Raw genomic sequence first — 14,782 nt, 5'->3', positions numbered from 1 at the left:
AAAGCAACAAATACAGATAAGGAGAAAGAAATCATGCAAAGAAAATATCCAAACCTATGTAAACCAATCACCATTGGAAATGTGACTTTCAGAAATAGGATGTTTGGCGCTCCTATGGGAGGTACAGATATTACAGCTGACTGCACTATTGGACCCAAATCCACAGCTTTTTATGAATTAAGAGCAAAAGGCGGTGCTGCGTCAGTTACGGTCAGTGAAGTTGTGGTTCATCCCGAAACGGAAGCTTCCCATATGTACCATCTGGATCTAGAGACAGTAGATTCTCTTGCTAGTTTTACCTATACTGCAGATGCTATTCGTCGTCACGGGGCAATTGCCAGCGTGGAATTGTCTCATTCTGGACAGTATGCAGGAACTTATCTGACTGACAAAAATAAGAAACAAGGACTTGCACAGTGGGGACCCAGTCCCGGAGTACGTCCAGACGGCAGAGAAGTAAAGGAACTTACACAAGAACGAATTGCTGACATCGTAGCAGCTTATGGTAGATGTGCCGGACTTGCCAAGAGAGCAGGTTTTGAAATGATTATGGTTCATGGCGGACATGGATGGTTGATCAATCAGTTTTTTTCTCCTTATTTCAACCACAGAACAGACAAGTATGGCGGATCTTTGGAAAACAGGGTGCGTTTTGCAGAGGAGGTTCTTGACAGTGTCCGTAAAGCTGTGGGTTCCAGCTTCCCAATAGAGTTTAGAATGAGTGGTTCAGAGTTATTTGAAGGCGGCTATGATCTGACAGAAGGTATAGAAATTGCTAAATTAATCGAATCAAGAGTCGACTTGCTCCATGTATCTGCAGGAACTTATCAGACAGGATTTGGTATCACACACCCTTCGATGTTCTTGCCTCATGGAAGTAATGTTTATCTTGCAGCAGAGATCAAGAAGCATGTAAGTGTTCCGGTTGCAACGGTTGGCGGATTAAATGACCCGGCTCAAATGGAAGAAATCATTGCCAGCGGTCAGGCGGATGTTGTTGAAATGGCTCGCGCACTGCTGGCTGATCCAGAGCTTCCCAAAAAGGTGATGAGCAACCGCGACGAGGACATTATTAAATGTCTGAGATGCTTCACCTGTATGGCAGAACGTGCAGAAACATCCACAAGACGTTGTACGGTTAACCCATTAATTGGTCGTGAAATGGATGGAACAGAAATATATCCTTCCCCTAATCCACGCAAGGTTCTAATAGCCGGCGGAGGCCCAGGCGGACTTTATGCAGCCCTTACTGCAGCTAAACGCGGACATAAAGTGATTCTTTGTGAGAAGTCTGACGAGGTAGGCGGTATATTGAGGGGAGAACAGGCGATTCCTTTTAAATATGAGATGTATGAGTTAGGTGTTACTCTCGGAAAACTGGCCAAGGACGCCGGTGTTGAGATTCGTTTGAACACATCTGTTACTAAGGGGTATGCAGAGAAAGAAAATGTGGATGCGTTAATTATAGCAGTCGGCTCCGCTCCACTTGTTCCTCCGATTCCAGGATTGAATGGTGATAACGTAGTCATTGTTAATAACTACTATCTGGAGAAGGATAGGGTCAGCGACAGCGTAGTCGTTTTGGGAGGCGGTCTGGCAGGCTGTGAAGCAGCAATTCACTTTGCCCAGGAAGGTAAGACTGTTCATCTGGTAGAGATGAGAACAGAGTTGGCTCCAGATGCTAATATTAGACATCGTCCAATTATGCTAAAAGAAATCGAAAAGAATAACATTCAAGTTCATTTAGGATTTAAAGGGCTATGTGTTACACAAGAAGGTGTTGTTTGCGCTGATCAAAATGGTGAAGAACATCTTGTTCCAGGTACTTCAGTCATTTGTGCGCTTGGACAACGAGCAAGAAGAAACGTAGTAGATGAGTTAATTGATTGTGCACCTTATGTTTCACAAATCGGAGATTGTGTCAAGGCATCTACGATCACGACTGCAATATATCAAGGATATCATGCAGCGCTTGATATCTAATGATCTGCGACTGACTATCACCACCTGGCCTCGGACACTTCAGGAGGTTTAAGAGAGACACTCGAACATAGCGGTTCAATACCAATCGCACAACTCTGCAAATGGGTATAACATTGCGCAAGAGTTGTGCGATATTTTTTCTTCCATGATCCCAAACAAGTGAGGTGCTTTTTTGTCCTGTGTTAAGCGTTGTCTATCTTTTTGGATATCATTCGTTGATCCGGTTTCTTATGATGTGCAACATAGCTGTGAAGAACCATACCGAGGATAACGACGAACATACCCAGCCATGATAGAAGCGACGGAATTGGGATGGATAAAAAGATCAGTTCCCCCATTAATGCGAACAACACCTCCAGAGATTGTGTTGCTTCAACGGTCGCCAGCTTTTGCATATTTCCGCGAACCTGATCCGTTGCTTTAAAAAATAGAACCGTCGCGATCACTCCTGAAAACACAGCTACCAGAGCAGACTGTATTGTCTGATCCATGCTTGGCATTCCCGCACTGAACACCCCGTACAGCGAAAGCAGTAACCAGAAGGGCAAACTGGCTAAAGTCATCCCTAGCACACGTTGATAGGCATCTAACCGTCCTGCACAAACCTCCATCATTTTGCGATTACCTAGTGGATATGCGAAGGAGGCAATGATGACCGGCAGGAAGCCGAACAAAAAATCTTGTGTAGAAATAGATTGTGCCTGCTTGACTTGCATAAGGAGGATCCCAACTAAAATAATCAGAGACATCATAAGTCCTTGAATGGGGATTTTTCCGCGCACCTTTACTGGACCATTCTCCGTTTGTACAACCTCTGTAAATAACGGGACAAGCAGAGAACCGGAAATAATGGTAATTTGCCAAGTACCCGCAATCAGCCAACCCGGCGAATAAGCCGATGCGAAGCATAATGGAGCATAAAATAAGCCAAATCCAATGAAGCTCCACAACAGCCACGTTCCCGGCCGTTCCTTCATGACGATCCAAAGAGGCTTGAGCTTATGCTGGCTCATAACAATGACGAGTAAAATAGGAACCGTAAATACATACCGCAATGAAGCACTCCAAATCCAGCTCCCGCCAGACAGTTCCATAGACTGATTGAGAACAAATGTAAAAGCAAAAAAGAAAGCAGCCAACACACCTAGCCAAATGGATCGCAACACATTCACCTTATTCTTTAAATATCGTTATACCCATAATAATAATGTTTGATCATTTATTTCAAGACATTCTTCATCGTTGACACGGCAAAAGAGATGCTGTATATTACTGAATGCCGACGTTAATAGTAATTATTACGATTTAAAAATGTGAACATAACAAACAAATAGCAAAGGGAGCATACTGTCAATGAATAAAAAAGCAATACCGGTAACTGTGCTGAGCGGATATTTGGGTGCAGGGAAAACGACGATTTTGAATCATGTGTTAAACAATCGCGACGGAATGAAAGTAGCGGTGATCGTTAATGACATGAGTGAAGTAAATATAGATGCCGAACTGGTAAAAAAAGAAGGAGGCTTGTCCAGAACAGAAGAAAAACTGGTTGAGCTGTCTAATGGCTGTATATGCTGTACATTGCGTGAGGATTTATTGCTGGAGGTTAAGAAGCTGGCCGAACAGGGCGAGTTTGATTATATTTTAATTGAATCGACAGGAATTAGTGAGCCTGTGCCCATCGCTCAAACCTTTACGTACGCCGATGAAGCAACGGGCATTGATTTATCCTCCTTGGCAAAACTGGATTGCATGGTGACTGTGGTCGATGCGAACCGCTTCTGGCATGATTTTGAATCAGGGGAAACACTGCTGGATCGTAGGCAGGCTACTGGAGAAGACGACATGCGTGATGTCTCGGATCTGCTGATTGACCAGATTGAAACGTGTGATGTACTCATTCTGAATAAATGCGATCTGGTTCAGTCTGCCGAGCTGGACAAGCTGGAGGGTGTGCTGCGCAGATTACAGCCTGAAGCCAAAATCATTCGTACTACTAAGGGACAAGTCGCTCCTTCGGACATTTTGAATACGGGGCTTTTTGATTTTGACAAGGCCAGTCAATCCGCTGGCTGGATTCGAGAGCTGGAACTGGATAGCCATACCCCGGAAACGGACGAATATGGTATTCACTCCTTTGTGTATCGCCGCAGAAGACCGTTTCATCCTGCCAGACTGGCTGAATTTATGAGCTATTGGCCGCAGGAGGTCGTGCGCGCCAAAGGCTTGGTCTGGATTGCTACCCCCCAGGATTGGGCAGCGAGTATTAGCCAGGCAGGCCCATCCATTCAGTTTGGACCGGCGGGAAGCTGGCTTGCGGCGTTGTCGGAAGAAGAACGGCAGGAGATCGTCGCAGCCGACCCGGAAGCTCTGGACAATTGGGACGAGCAATGGGGGGATCGCATGAACGAAATTGTCATGATCGGTATCGGAATGGAGCAATCGGATCTGGAAGAGGAACTGGATCAATGTCTGCTGAACGACACGGAGATGAACATGGATTGGTCTGATTTTGAAAATCCTCTGCCGTGGCCAGACGGGCAATAATGATTCGTCTCTGAATTAAACAGGATGTATAGATATAGCGAATAGGTGTTAGCGAATCCATTCAGCAATAAAGTTCATACACTTTTTGGCGGCTGGAGCGATGTTCTTTAAAGAAGCAGCGGCGATACCAATGGAACGTGAATATGGCCCATCCAAAGGTCGAATACAAAGTTCATATGGGTTTTGAACTAAAATCATTTCCGGAAGAATACTTACGCCCAAGCCGTTTTGCACCATAGCCATAATGGCATGATCATCTTCTAATTCATATTTGATTTTCGGAGCAAGCTTGTGCTGTGAAAAAATTCTCCGTACATCTGTATCGCAGCCAGCAGCAGGCATAATGAAGGGGTCATCGAGGAGTTGATCCACACGTATGGTTGATTGCTCCCGAAGCATATGATTAGATGGCAGTATGCACAGCATTCTTTCTTTTTTTAGGGGCAATACTTCCAGTACGTCTAAAGTCGGCAGATTAACGAAGCCAAAATCAGCTTCCCCGCTGGCTATCCAATTCTCAATGTCATGGTAGTTGCCGTCGAGCAGTTTCAGTTCAATAAGTGGGAACTGCTCATTAAATTTTTGGATAATACCGGGCAACCATTGGATGGATACACTGGAGAACGTACCTATCTTTACGGTTCCGGTTTCCAGTCCTTTGATTAGAGCGACCTCTTGATAGAGTCTTTCATTCATTTGTACGATCTCTCTGAAATGCTTCAGCAGACGTTCTCCGTTGCTGGTCAATTTAATGCCTGAACGTCCTCTGATCAGAAGAGTCAAGCCCAATTCATGTTCCAAACCGGAAATGGCATGGCTAATGGCAGACTGTGTAAGATTGAGAAGTTCTCCTGCCTTGGTGAAGCTTCCCGTTTCTACTACGCTAAGAAAGACCTTATATTTAAACAAATTCATGTGTCCTCCTACGATGAATGAAATATATTCATACATAGTATCATATATATTCATTTTTTTTATCTCAGTCTTGTGGTTATAATCGAATTTGAGGATTTTGCAAAATCCTTACTTAAGAAAAAGCTGATAACCATTTAATCTCTGGGAGGTACACCTATGAGTTCCATTGCAAAAACGCCACAGCCCCCGTATTATGCTGCTATCTTTACTTCTGAACGTACTGAAGGAGATGGCGGATACGGAATGATGGGAGACAAAATGGAGAAACTGGCTGCTGAACAACCCGGTTTTCTGGGCATGGAAAGTGTTCGTGACCAAAATGGAGTAGGCATCACCGTTTCCTATTGGGAGTCCCTGGACGCTATAAAACATTGGAAACATAACGAGCTGCACAAGATAGCACAGGAGAAAGGGAAATCCGAGTGGTATAGAACATTTGGTTTAAGAGTGAGCAAGATAGAACGAGATTATTTTTTTACCGTGTAAATAGGTTCGGTAAATAGGTTCAGCGCGCTACAGTAATCATATTCAAAATGATTACTGTAGACATAGATGAAACCATGACAGGCTAAAGGGAACGTCTTCAAAGCCGTAAACGGCTGATCGTACGCTCCCTTTTGGTTCTCCATACTTATATTGTTATGTCCTATACGTATACGCTCAGGATCTAGATGAATTTACCGGCTGCATTTCCTGGATAGCTTCCTTCAAGTTGTGTGAGCACAGCTCATACAGCTGCTTCCTTTGCTGTTCACTGGAATTCGTAGCCAGCTTTTGCAACTCGGTTGTACATTGCTGCAGCAGCGTCAGCACAGCTTGGTTAGAGTCCTGTGCCTTGGACATCTGTACGTTATCGCTGTATTGGTCAATGTACAGCTCCCCTTGCTGGTCCACCTGCGCGAAAAATACGTCTTTGACCGTCAGACTTTTTTCTTTCAGCTTTGCATCCAGCCATTGTTGCGTAATTCCCATGTAGGCCATTTGCTGCTCCATGACTTGTCCATCCATAATAATGGCTGTTGGTTCCTTCTCCGGCAGCTGCAGCATATTGAGATCCTTAAGGGTTACCGGCTGCTTGTCTTTGGTCAGCAGCACGTTGATCTCACCGCTGGTCTCCATAATCGCAAATTCCACGTCAGACACCTTGAATGCATTTTTACTCCGCAGCTGCTCCATGAGCTCATCTAGTGTAAGCCGTTCCTTTCTCATATTATCCTCTAAAATTTTGCCGTCTTTGACCAGAGTAGTGGTCTTTCCATCGGTAAAATCTCTGATTTTCTTGCTTTTAATTTGCAATATTTCAATGACAAATGTTGTGAGGACCCAAACTGCCAAGGCTATAAAGCCTAAGTACCAAGTGTGTTCTCGCTCCATAGGAATGGTAGCGGCCAGATTCCCTATCGTGATTCCGGTTATATATTCGAACACGGAAAGCTGGGATACCTGACGTTTTCCGAGAATTTTGGCAATTAAAAATAATACAGCGACAGCCATTAATGTGCGTGTAACAACCTCGGCCCAATCCTGCATTTGCTCCACCTCATTTCATTTCGTTTTGCCGCAAGTGCGCTAATATTCCAAGCATGTCCGCAGCAGGGTCTGTTTAAACGCGAGCACTTTAATTTTAGATAAACCGTTTAAAGCATATTAAAATTTTCTATCGTTGCATTGTCGATATCTATTAGCCGAGCGATTGACGGAAAGGGGGGAGCAGGATACATTATAAATATAATTCTTATTTAATTCATCGGGATTATAAACATTAGCTCACGGAGGTATGTATATGTCGTCCAAACCTAAAGTTGTTCTGTGGAGTAAAACCGGCTGTCATTTTTGTGGAGAGATCAAATCGTACCTGGAATCCCAAAATCAGCCGTATGAAAATATTCAAGTGGACGGAAATGATGTGCTGCGTGACGTGCTGGAGACTAAATACGGTATTCGTTATGTCCCTGTCGTAGAAGTGGGTGGGGATAACAAATATGAAGCTCTACTTAACCCGGATCTGGAAGAGTTGGCTAAAGTGCTGGAAAGTTACAATCAAGCGGTATAAGCCGAAGGATAACCATTATGTTCAAGAGAGGTGGAAGAGTCATGGCTAAGAATAGACAAATTAAATTTGGCGCCATTATTCACGGTGTTGGGGGAAGCATGACGACTTGGCGTCACCCCGAAGTGCCTGCGGACGCGAGTGTTAATTTTGAATTTTATAAAACACAGGCGCAAAAGGCAGAGGAAGGCAAGTTTGATCTTGTATTTATCGCAGATGGCCTGTTTATTAACGAAAAATCCATTCCCCACTTTCTGAACCGTTTCGAACCCATTACGATTTTGTCCGCTTTGGCCGGGGTGACGAAGCATATCGGACTGGTCGGTACACTGTCGACTTCCTATAGCGAACCGTTCACGGTTGCACGCCAGTTTTCTTCCATTGATCATATCAGTGGCGGTCGTGCAGGCTGGAATGTGGTGACTTCCCCGCTGGAAGGCTCTGCTCTGAACTTTAACAAGGGCGAGCATCCGTCGCATCCGCAGCGCTATAAGATTGCCGATGAATATTTACAGGTAACCAAAGGGCTGTGGGATTCATGGGAAGAGGATGCGTTCATTCGTGATAAGGAAACCGGCGTATTCTTTGACCCAGAAAAGCTGCATACACTGAATCATAAAGGCGAGTTCTTCTCTGTGCAGGGCCCATTGAATATTGGGCGTTCCAAGCAGGGACAGCCGGTTATTTTCCAGGCAGGTTCCTCGGAGGATGGTAAAAACCTGGCTGCGAAGGAAGCGGACGCTGTGTTTACGGGCCATGAAACATTGGAGGAAGCGCAGCAGTTTTATCGTGATGTGAAGGAACGGGCGGTCCGCTATGGCAGATCGGAAGAGGATATCGTCATTTTACCGGGCATTTCGCCGATTATCGGCAGCACGACGGAAGAAGCGGAACGGAAGTATGAGGAGATCACCAATCTGGTGACGATTGAGGCCGCGTTAAAATATTTGGGACGCTACTTCGATCATCATGATTTCTCACAATATCCGCTGGATGAGCCATTCCCTGAGCTTGATGATATTGGCAGCAATGCGTTCCGCAGCGGTACAGATAAAATCAAGCGGACTGCCAAAGAGCAAAATCTGACTCTGCGCGAGGTTGCATTGCGTTCAGCAACACCGAGAACCGCTTTTATCGGGACCGCTGAGCAGGTGGCGGATCGGGTGCAGGAGTGGTTTGAAAGAAAAGGAGCAGACGGATTTATTATCGGTTCTGATGTGCCATCGGGTCTGCATGACTTTGTAAATCTGGTTGTGCCTATTTTGCAGGAGCGTGGCATTTACCGTCAGGATTATGAATTTAGCACACTCCGTGAAAACCTGGGTGTACCCATTCCGGAAAATCGCTACACAGCAGCCAGATCCAAAGTGAAAGTAGACGCGTAACAGAAGGAGGTAGAAATATGTCCAAGGTTGTCATCCTGTCAGGTAGTCCGTCAACACAATCCCGTCTATACGGCTTGATTAACTATACGACCGAGCAATTGCAGCAGGCCGGATCGGAGGTCACATTGCTGAATGTGGCCGACTTGCCAGCCGAGGACCTGGTGAAGGCCAACTTTAACAGTCCCGCTGTTACTGAAGCACTTGCGCTGATTGCAGCAGCAGATGCCATCATCGTGGCTTCTCCCGTATACAAAGCTGCCTATTCCGGCCTGTTGAAGATATTTTTGGATTTGGTTCCACAGGAGGGACTGAGAGGCAAACCTGTACTTCCTTTATTTATCGGTGGCACGCTGGCTCACCTGCTGGTCATAGACTATGCCTTGAAGCCAGTTCTCAACGCGCTGGGCGGAAGACATATTCTTGGCGGTGTGTATGCGTTGGATCAGTGGGTTGAACGGCTGCCGGATGAAGCATACGGGTTGTCCGAAGAATTGGTTGCACGGTTGGACCGTTCTGTGAAAGAGCTGAATGAGCTATTAAAGTGATAGATATTTTCAATATTTCCATTGACAGGTCGTTCAGTGAGTTTTATGATACAAAAAACCGAGTTAACATATTGGATAAATGTATATAAACTCACTGGGGGACTTGCGTATGAATATCGAGAATATGGAAGCCTTTGTATACGTGAATCATTATGGCAGTTTTAACAAGGCGGCAGAAGCGTTGTTCTTGTCACAGCCCTCTGTCACAGCACGGATTCAGACGCTGGAGCGCGAGTTGGAATGCAAGCTGTTCGACCGCCAAAGCAAGCAAACTGTTCTGACGGAGGATGGACGAAAGTTTCTTCCTTACGCAGAGCAGATGCTTCAGGTGCTGCAAAAAGGAAAGCAAAAGCTCCAACAGCGCAAGAAAGCTCCTCAGCAAATTCGAATCGGCTGCACAATATCGGTGTCGAACTATATCATTCCTGAAATTTTAAAGCAGCTCCGCGCCCGCTATCCGGAGGTTAACTACAAAATTGTGACGGCTACAACGGATCAACTGGTACATAAGCTGTTGAACCGTGAGGTAGACATTAGTTTTGTCCGTAAAGTAATGCACCCATCCATTCGTACGCTTGCTTTTTATGAAGATCCTATTTCTCTGTATGTATACGAGGGTCATCCGTTTATGAAGACGGGCAAGGCCAGCATTCAGGATATTCAACATGAAACACTGGTGTTTTTTGAATGCGGATCTTTAGATTGGATGAGAATTCATCGAGCTTTTGAATCACTGGAACAGCCGCCGGATATTGCGTTTCAGGTAGATAATGTGGTCACGGCCAAAAAGCTGGTATTGGAAGAAGCGGGCATTGCCTTTTTGCCGGATGTCTGTGTAAGTCGTGAAGTGAAGGATAAGAAATTGTTCCGCATTCATGTGCCTGAGGTGGCTAGTGTATCTATGCAGATTAGCATTGTGGCAACCAAAGAAGACTGTGCAGTGACATCGGATTTTGCAGATGCGTTGACAGATGGCTTCCGCGAGGCTGTTATGTTATAGAAAAGTTCTATTACTTGGTGGATTGACGTATATGATTCCAGGTGTTAAATTAGTCACATCTTAAAACCAATTAAACTTATAGGAATTATTGACTACTAAATGTTATAGCTAGCATGTATGTCGCAAACTGCTGATATACAAAGAGACGAGGGGGATTCATATGAAGAAGTGGTTTGCATTATTGTCTGTTGTGGCGATGATCCTGGTGATAGCAGGCTGCGGCTCCTCAGATAACGCGTCTAGCGCGTCAGGTTCAAATGGAGACGTGAAGAAAATTATCGTAGGCACAGGTACTCAATTCAAAAATGTATGCTTTATTGACGAAAACGGAAATCTAACAGGCTTTGATGTGGAACTGATCAAGGAACTGGACAAGCGCCTGCCTCAATACGAATTTGAATTCAAAACAATGGACTTCGGCAATCTGCTGCTGAGTCTGGATGCCGGTAAAATCGACATGGTATCTCACCAAATGGAAAAGAACCCGGAGCGCGAAGCCAAATATCTGTTCAACAAAAATCCGTATAGTATTTTCCTGAACAGAGTTGCCGTAGCAAAGGATAACAATACGGTCCATTCGATTGATGATCTGAAAGGGAAAAAGGTACTTACCAGCCCAACCAGTAATGCGGCCTATGTGCTAAAGGAGTACAACAAAACTCACGGGGACGCCTTGAACATCGTGTATACGAGCGGTGCAGCCAATGATACGGTACAACAAATTACGAGCGGCCGTATCGATGCTACCATTACGACAGATTTTGCAAACCGTTTTAACACGGATGAAAAAGGAGAAGTAGCTCTGAAAACCGTCGGTGATCCTTTGACTCAATCGGATGTATTGTATGTACTGAACAAAAATGAGCAGGGTCTGGCGGACGACCTGGATAAAGCGATCCAGGAAGTAAAGGATGACGGCACGCTGTCAAAGCTGAGCGTTAAGTGGCTCGGAGAGGACTTTACCAAGTCTCTGGAGGATGTGAAAAAGGAAGGCAGCAACAAGAAATAAGGATAGGTTTGAATGTTCAGCGGTCAGGGTACTCCGTGTATTCTGACCGCTGATGTATAGGAAGGAGGCAGGTATATGAGCAGAGAGTTCAATATTGACTATGTTTTTAGCTTTATCCCGAAAATGCTGTCTTATTTGCACATCACGTTGTTTATTGTGGCAAGCTCGCTAGTATTGGGGCTGATGATCGGTCTGTTGGTTGCGCTGCCTCGCATGTATAACATTCCTTTTCTCAAACGTGTTTCTCAGGTGTATGTTTCCTTTTTTCGCGGAACTCCTATTTTAATCCAGCTGTTTCTGGTGTATTACGGCTTGCCGGAGCTGCTGAAGCTGGTAGATATCAATTCCTCCAGATGGGATGTGCTGTGGTTTGCCATAGCGACCTATGCGCTTAACAGCGGGGCATTTATTTCGGAGATTATCCGGTCCGGTGTGGAAGCTGTAGACCGCGGACAAATCGAGGCAGCACAGTCGGTCGGCATGACCGGATATCAGACCTTTACACGCATTATTTTGCCGCAAGCGCTGGCTGTTGTGGTTCCGGTATTTTCCAATTTGGTCATTGGTAATCTGAAGGATACTTCGCTGGCGTTTACCATCGGAGCGATGGAGATGACAGGTAAATCACAGACATTAGGCTCGGCCACCCAGCATTTTGTTGAAACCTATATTGCACTGTCTTTGATCTATTTGGCGATCAGCCTGATTTTACAAAAATTGTTCAAAGTGCTGGAAAATGTGCTTCTCCGACATGAACACCGGGATACCGTCCGGAAAGAGCCGGAACAACGAAAAGGTTTTGTGGTGCGGTACCTGAGGAGTCCACGTCTTAGCAAAGGAGGCAAAGGCATATGAGCCTGGATTTTGGATTTATGTATACCGCCTTTTTAGGGTTGTTCTCCGCGTTGCCCAACACGTTAATCATTACGGTAATTTCCGTGCTGGCAGGGCTGGTCATCGGTATAATTACGGCGCTGGCCCGTATTTATAAGGTGCCTGTGTTGTCCCAGATTTCGCACGGTTACGTTACCTTTATCCGGGGTACACCGATGCTGATGCATTTGCTGCTTATTTATTTCAGCTTGCCTTTGTTGATTGATGCGGGAGCGAAGCATTTCGGCTGGTCGTTTCATTCCAAAGACGTTCCCTATATGGTATTTGCTCTCATTTCGTTTTCCATTACCAGCGGTGCGTATATGTCAGAGGTCGTCCGTTCCGGTATTCAATCGGTGAATCGGGGGCAGATCGAGGCCGCTTATGCGGTCGGCATGACGACGTGGCAAGTGCTGAGACGAATCGTATTCCCGCAGGCGTTTGTGGTGAGCTTGCCGAACCTGACGAATTCCGTAATTGGGATGCTACATGGCTCCACCTTGGCTTTCACGGTATCGGTAACAGAAATCCAGGCACAGGCTGAAATTCTGGCATCTACCAACTGGAAATATTTAGAAGTATATATTGCGGCCGCTCTGCTCTTCTGGGGGTTGACGGTGCTGATTGAGCGAATATCCGGCTTGGTGGAGAAAAAAATCAATGTGTTTCATGGAGGGAGAGCATCATGATCCGTCTGCAAAATATAACGAAATCGTTCGGTAAACATGAGGTGCTCAAAGGCATTGATTTGGCCGTAAACAAAGGCGAGGTCGTCGTTATTCTGGGCCCGAGCGGTTCTGGGAAAACGACCTTGCTGCGCTGCATCAATTATCTGGAAAAGCCGAATGACGGAGAAGTCAGCATCGGTGATTTTACGGTGAACTGCAAGCGTCCTGCGAAAAAGGATGTTCTGGCTTTACGGCAAAAGACGGCCATGGTCTTTCAGCAATACAATTTGTTCAAGCACAAAACGGCGCTGGAAAACGTCATGGAGGGGCTTGTCGTGGTCCGCAAGGTGAAGCCGGAGGAAGCGAAAAAGATCAGTACCGAAGTGCTGGAGAAGGTCGGTCTGGGCGAGAAGCTGAATCATTATCCGAGCCAGCTGTCCGGTGGGCAGCAGCAGCGTGTCGGTATTGCGCGTGCTTTGGCGTTGAATCCGGAAGTCATTTTGTTCGATGAGCCGACCTCGGCGCTGGACCCTGAACTGGTGGGCGAGGTGCTGTCGGTGATTCGCAAGATCGCGAAGGAAGGTATTACGATGATTGTTGTCACGCATGAAATGGGCTTTGCACGAGATGTTTCCAATCATGTCGTATTTATGGATGGCGGTCATATCATCGAGGAAGGCACACCGGACGATATTTTTAATCACCCCAAAGAAGAACGGACCAAGCAATTCCTGAAACGGATTACACCAGAATATAATTATTCGATATAGACGGGAGAGGGAGACATGAGTATTAAAATCGGAGTACTGGATCAAAGCCCTATAGGCGAGGGAGAAACAGCAGCACAGGCGCTTCGCAACACAATTAAACTGGCACAGCGTGTAGAGGAATTGGGATTTTCACGCTTTTGGGTATCTGAGCATCACGATTCCGAGCAGGTTGCGGGCTCTTCACCGGAGGTACTCATTTCCCATTTGCTGGCACGTACCGAGCATATTAAAATCGGCTCTGGCGGGGTGATGCTTCAGCATTACAGCCCGTATAAAGTGGCCGAAAACTTCAATGTGCTGGCATCTCTTGCGCCGGGTCGTGTAGATTTGGGCATTGGCCGTGCACCGGGTGGGTTACCAAAGTCGACGCAGGCGTTACAGCGTAACGTACATGGTGCGCCTTCTCTGGAAGAAAAAATTGATGAAGTGAGTCGTTATATTCATAATATCCCGTCAGAGGAAGGGCCGCTAGTCGGACTACAGGCGAATCCGATTCCGGAAACACCAGCAGAAATTTACGTTTTGGGTACAAGCGCAGACAGCGCTGGCATTGCTGCACGTTTGGGGTTGCCTTATGTTTTCTCGCAATTTATCAATAGCAGTGAGCAGGCCGCATTGGATGCTTTCCGCACGTATCGGGAGTCATTCGATTATCGTCTTGGACGAGAACCGAAGGTTCTTTTTGCACTGTCCGTCATTGTAGCTGACACCTCCGAGGAGGCTGCGGCCTTGGCTGGTGAGCACAAGCTGTACAAGATTCTTCTGGCCAGTGGAAAAACGGCGACGGTGGGAACGCTGGAAAGTGCAGAGGAGTTCGGCAAGCAATCGGGTGAAGAGTATACGATTGAGGTTACGGAAGCGCAAATTAACAAAGGCAATAAAGACGAAATCTATGCGACGTTGACGGAAATTCAAGCGAAATATCAGGCTGATGAGCTGATCGTAACGACGGGAATACGTGATATTGAAAAGCGCGTGCGTTCGTTCGAGCTGCTGCATGAAGCTTTTGCCGGATCGCTTGTACAATCCTAGCTGCT

At 46.0% G+C, this 14,782-nt stretch carries 15 protein-coding genes; 12 read left to right on the top strand and 3 right to left on the bottom strand.

Annotated features, from left to right (window positions below):
* Positions 1 to 33 precede the first annotated feature (33 nt).
* A complete protein-coding gene (locus BAZ21_RS00660) occupies positions 34 to 1,983 on the top strand; it encodes an oxidoreductase (RefSeq protein ID WP_068496179.1) in 1,950 nt (649 codons plus the stop codon).
* Between the two features lie 182 nt (positions 1,984 to 2,165).
* Here the strand turns inward: BAZ21_RS00660 and BAZ21_RS00655 are convergent, their stop codons facing one another.
* Entirely contained in the window at positions 2,166 to 3,146 is a 981-nt protein-coding gene (locus BAZ21_RS00655; RefSeq protein WP_068496178.1) for a DMT family transporter, read from the bottom strand.
* Between the two features lie 190 nt (positions 3,147 to 3,336).
* Between BAZ21_RS00655 and BAZ21_RS00650 the strand changes: the two genes are divergently transcribed.
* Complete coding sequence (locus BAZ21_RS00650) at positions 3,337 to 4,530, top strand: GTP-binding protein (protein ID WP_068496177.1); 1,194 nt, start codon at positions 3,337 to 3,339, stop codon at positions 4,528 to 4,530.
* A 48-nt stretch (positions 4,531 to 4,578) separates the two neighbouring features.
* Here BAZ21_RS00650 and BAZ21_RS00645 read toward each other — a convergent pair whose 3' ends face one another.
* The gene (locus BAZ21_RS00645; RefSeq protein ID WP_068496176.1) at positions 4,579 to 5,445 is read right to left on the bottom strand and encodes a LysR family transcriptional regulator; all 867 of its coding nucleotides are present in this window, start codon (positions 5,443 to 5,445) and stop codon (positions 4,579 to 4,581) included.
* Positions 5,446 to 5,601: 156 nt separating this feature from the next.
* Here BAZ21_RS00645 and BAZ21_RS00640 point away from each other — a divergent pair, with 156 nt between their 5' ends.
* Positions 5,602 to 5,931 (top strand): antibiotic biosynthesis monooxygenase family protein, encoded by a 330-nt coding sequence (locus BAZ21_RS00640; RefSeq protein WP_068496175.1) that lies wholly within the window; start codon positions 5,602 to 5,604, stop codon positions 5,929 to 5,931.
* 174 nt (positions 5,932 to 6,105) lie between these two features.
* On the opposite strand, the gene BAZ21_RS00635 is transcribed toward BAZ21_RS00640, so the two are convergent.
* Positions 6,106 to 6,975 carry a DUF421 domain-containing protein gene (locus BAZ21_RS00635; RefSeq protein ID WP_068496174.1) on the bottom strand — a complete coding sequence of 290 codons (870 nt, stop codon included), beginning with the start codon at positions 6,973 to 6,975 and terminating at the stop codon, positions 6,106 to 6,108.
* Positions 6,976 to 7,228: 253 nt separating this feature from the next.
* Here BAZ21_RS00635 and BAZ21_RS00630 point away from each other — a divergent pair, with 253 nt between their 5' ends.
* From BAZ21_RS00630 to BAZ21_RS00590, 9 genes are all read left to right on the top strand, one after another.
* The gene (locus BAZ21_RS00630; protein WP_068496173.1) at positions 7,229 to 7,498 is read left to right on the top strand and encodes a glutaredoxin family protein; all 270 of its coding nucleotides are present in this window, start codon (positions 7,229 to 7,231) and stop codon (positions 7,496 to 7,498) included.
* A 41-nt stretch (positions 7,499 to 7,539) separates the two neighbouring features.
* Entirely contained in the window at positions 7,540 to 8,880 is a 1,341-nt protein-coding gene (locus BAZ21_RS00625) for an LLM class flavin-dependent oxidoreductase (protein ID WP_068496172.1), read from the top strand.
* A gap of 17 nt (positions 8,881 to 8,897) precedes the next feature.
* Positions 8,898 to 9,425: an NADPH-dependent FMN reductase gene (gene ssuE, locus BAZ21_RS00620; RefSeq protein ID WP_068496171.1), complete on the top strand. Its 528-nt coding sequence runs from the start codon at positions 8,898 to 8,900 to the stop codon at positions 9,423 to 9,425.
* A 109-nt stretch (positions 9,426 to 9,534) separates the two neighbouring features.
* Positions 9,535 to 10,425, top strand: a complete 891-nt coding sequence (locus tag BAZ21_RS00615; RefSeq protein WP_068496170.1) for a LysR family transcriptional regulator — start codon at positions 9,535 to 9,537, stop codon at positions 10,423 to 10,425.
* A 160-nt stretch (positions 10,426 to 10,585) separates the two neighbouring features.
* The gene (locus BAZ21_RS00610; RefSeq protein ID WP_068496169.1) at positions 10,586 to 11,434 is read left to right on the top strand and encodes a transporter substrate-binding domain-containing protein; all 849 of its coding nucleotides are present in this window, start codon (positions 10,586 to 10,588) and stop codon (positions 11,432 to 11,434) included.
* 75 nt (positions 11,435 to 11,509) lie between these two features.
* On the top strand, positions 11,510 to 12,289 hold the full coding sequence (locus BAZ21_RS00605) for an amino acid ABC transporter permease (RefSeq protein WP_068496168.1): 780 nt from the start codon (positions 11,510 to 11,512) through the stop codon (positions 12,287 to 12,289).
* Entirely contained in the window at positions 12,286 to 12,996 is a 711-nt protein-coding gene (locus BAZ21_RS00600) for an amino acid ABC transporter permease (protein WP_068496167.1), read from the top strand. Before BAZ21_RS00605 ends, BAZ21_RS00600 begins: the two co-directional genes overlap by 4 nt.
* Positions 12,993 to 13,745: an amino acid ABC transporter ATP-binding protein gene (locus BAZ21_RS00595; protein WP_068496166.1), complete on the top strand. Its 753-nt coding sequence runs from the start codon at positions 12,993 to 12,995 to the stop codon at positions 13,743 to 13,745. The genes BAZ21_RS00600 and BAZ21_RS00595 overlap by 4 nt, the downstream gene beginning before the upstream one ends.
* 15 nt (positions 13,746 to 13,760) lie before the next feature.
* Complete coding sequence (locus BAZ21_RS00590) at positions 13,761 to 14,777, top strand: LLM class flavin-dependent oxidoreductase (RefSeq protein ID WP_068496165.1); 1,017 nt, start codon at positions 13,761 to 13,763, stop codon at positions 14,775 to 14,777.
* Positions 14,778 to 14,782: the final 5 nt, after the last annotated feature.

The sequence above is a fragment of the Paenibacillus kribbensis genome, from assembly GCF_001705305.1.
GTDB classification, from domain to species: Bacteria; Bacillota; Bacilli; order Paenibacillales; family Paenibacillaceae; genus Paenibacillus; species Paenibacillus kribbensis_B.
The sequence above is the reverse complement of the archived record's forward strand: the minus strand, read 5'-3'. Positions and strand labels throughout refer to the sequence as shown.

Excerpts from the sequence above, each read along its gene's own strand:
- BAZ21_RS00610 (WP_068496169.1), top strand. The coding sequence starts at position 10,586 with ATGAAGAAGTGGTTTGCATTATTGTCTGTTGTGGCGATGATCCTGGTG.
- BAZ21_RS00630 (WP_068496173.1), top strand. The coding sequence starts at position 7,229 with ATGTCGTCCAAACCTAAAGTTGTTCTGTGGAGTAAAACCGGCTGTCAT.
- BAZ21_RS00640 (WP_068496175.1), top strand. The coding sequence starts at position 5,602 with ATGAGTTCCATTGCAAAAACGCCACAGCCCCCGTATTATGCTGCTATC.
- BAZ21_RS00595 (WP_068496166.1), top strand. The coding sequence starts at position 12,993 with ATGATCCGTCTGCAAAATATAACGAAATCGTTCGGTAAACATGAGGTG.
- BAZ21_RS00660 (WP_068496179.1), top strand. The coding sequence starts at position 34 with ATGCAAAGAAAATATCCAAACCTATGTAAACCAATCACCATTGGAAAT.
- BAZ21_RS00605 (WP_068496168.1), top strand. The coding sequence starts at position 11,510 with ATGAGCAGAGAGTTCAATATTGACTATGTTTTTAGCTTTATCCCGAAA.
- BAZ21_RS00645 (WP_068496176.1), bottom strand. The coding sequence starts at position 5,445 with ATGAATTTGTTTAAATATAAGGTCTTTCTTAGCGTAGTAGAAACGGGA.
- BAZ21_RS00615 (WP_068496170.1), top strand. The coding sequence starts at position 9,535 with ATGAATATCGAGAATATGGAAGCCTTTGTATACGTGAATCATTATGGC.
- BAZ21_RS00635 (WP_068496174.1), bottom strand. The coding sequence starts at position 6,975 with ATGCAGGATTGGGCCGAGGTTGTTACACGCACATTAATGGCTGTCGCT.
- BAZ21_RS00590 (WP_068496165.1), top strand. The coding sequence starts at position 13,761 with ATGAGTATTAAAATCGGAGTACTGGATCAAAGCCCTATAGGCGAGGGA.
- BAZ21_RS00625 (WP_068496172.1), top strand. The coding sequence starts at position 7,540 with ATGGCTAAGAATAGACAAATTAAATTTGGCGCCATTATTCACGGTGTT.
- BAZ21_RS00600 (WP_068496167.1), top strand. The coding sequence starts at position 12,286 with ATGAGCCTGGATTTTGGATTTATGTATACCGCCTTTTTAGGGTTGTTC.
- ssuE (WP_068496171.1), top strand. The coding sequence starts at position 8,898 with ATGTCCAAGGTTGTCATCCTGTCAGGTAGTCCGTCAACACAATCCCGT.
- BAZ21_RS00650 (WP_068496177.1), top strand. The coding sequence starts at position 3,337 with ATGAATAAAAAAGCAATACCGGTAACTGTGCTGAGCGGATATTTGGGT.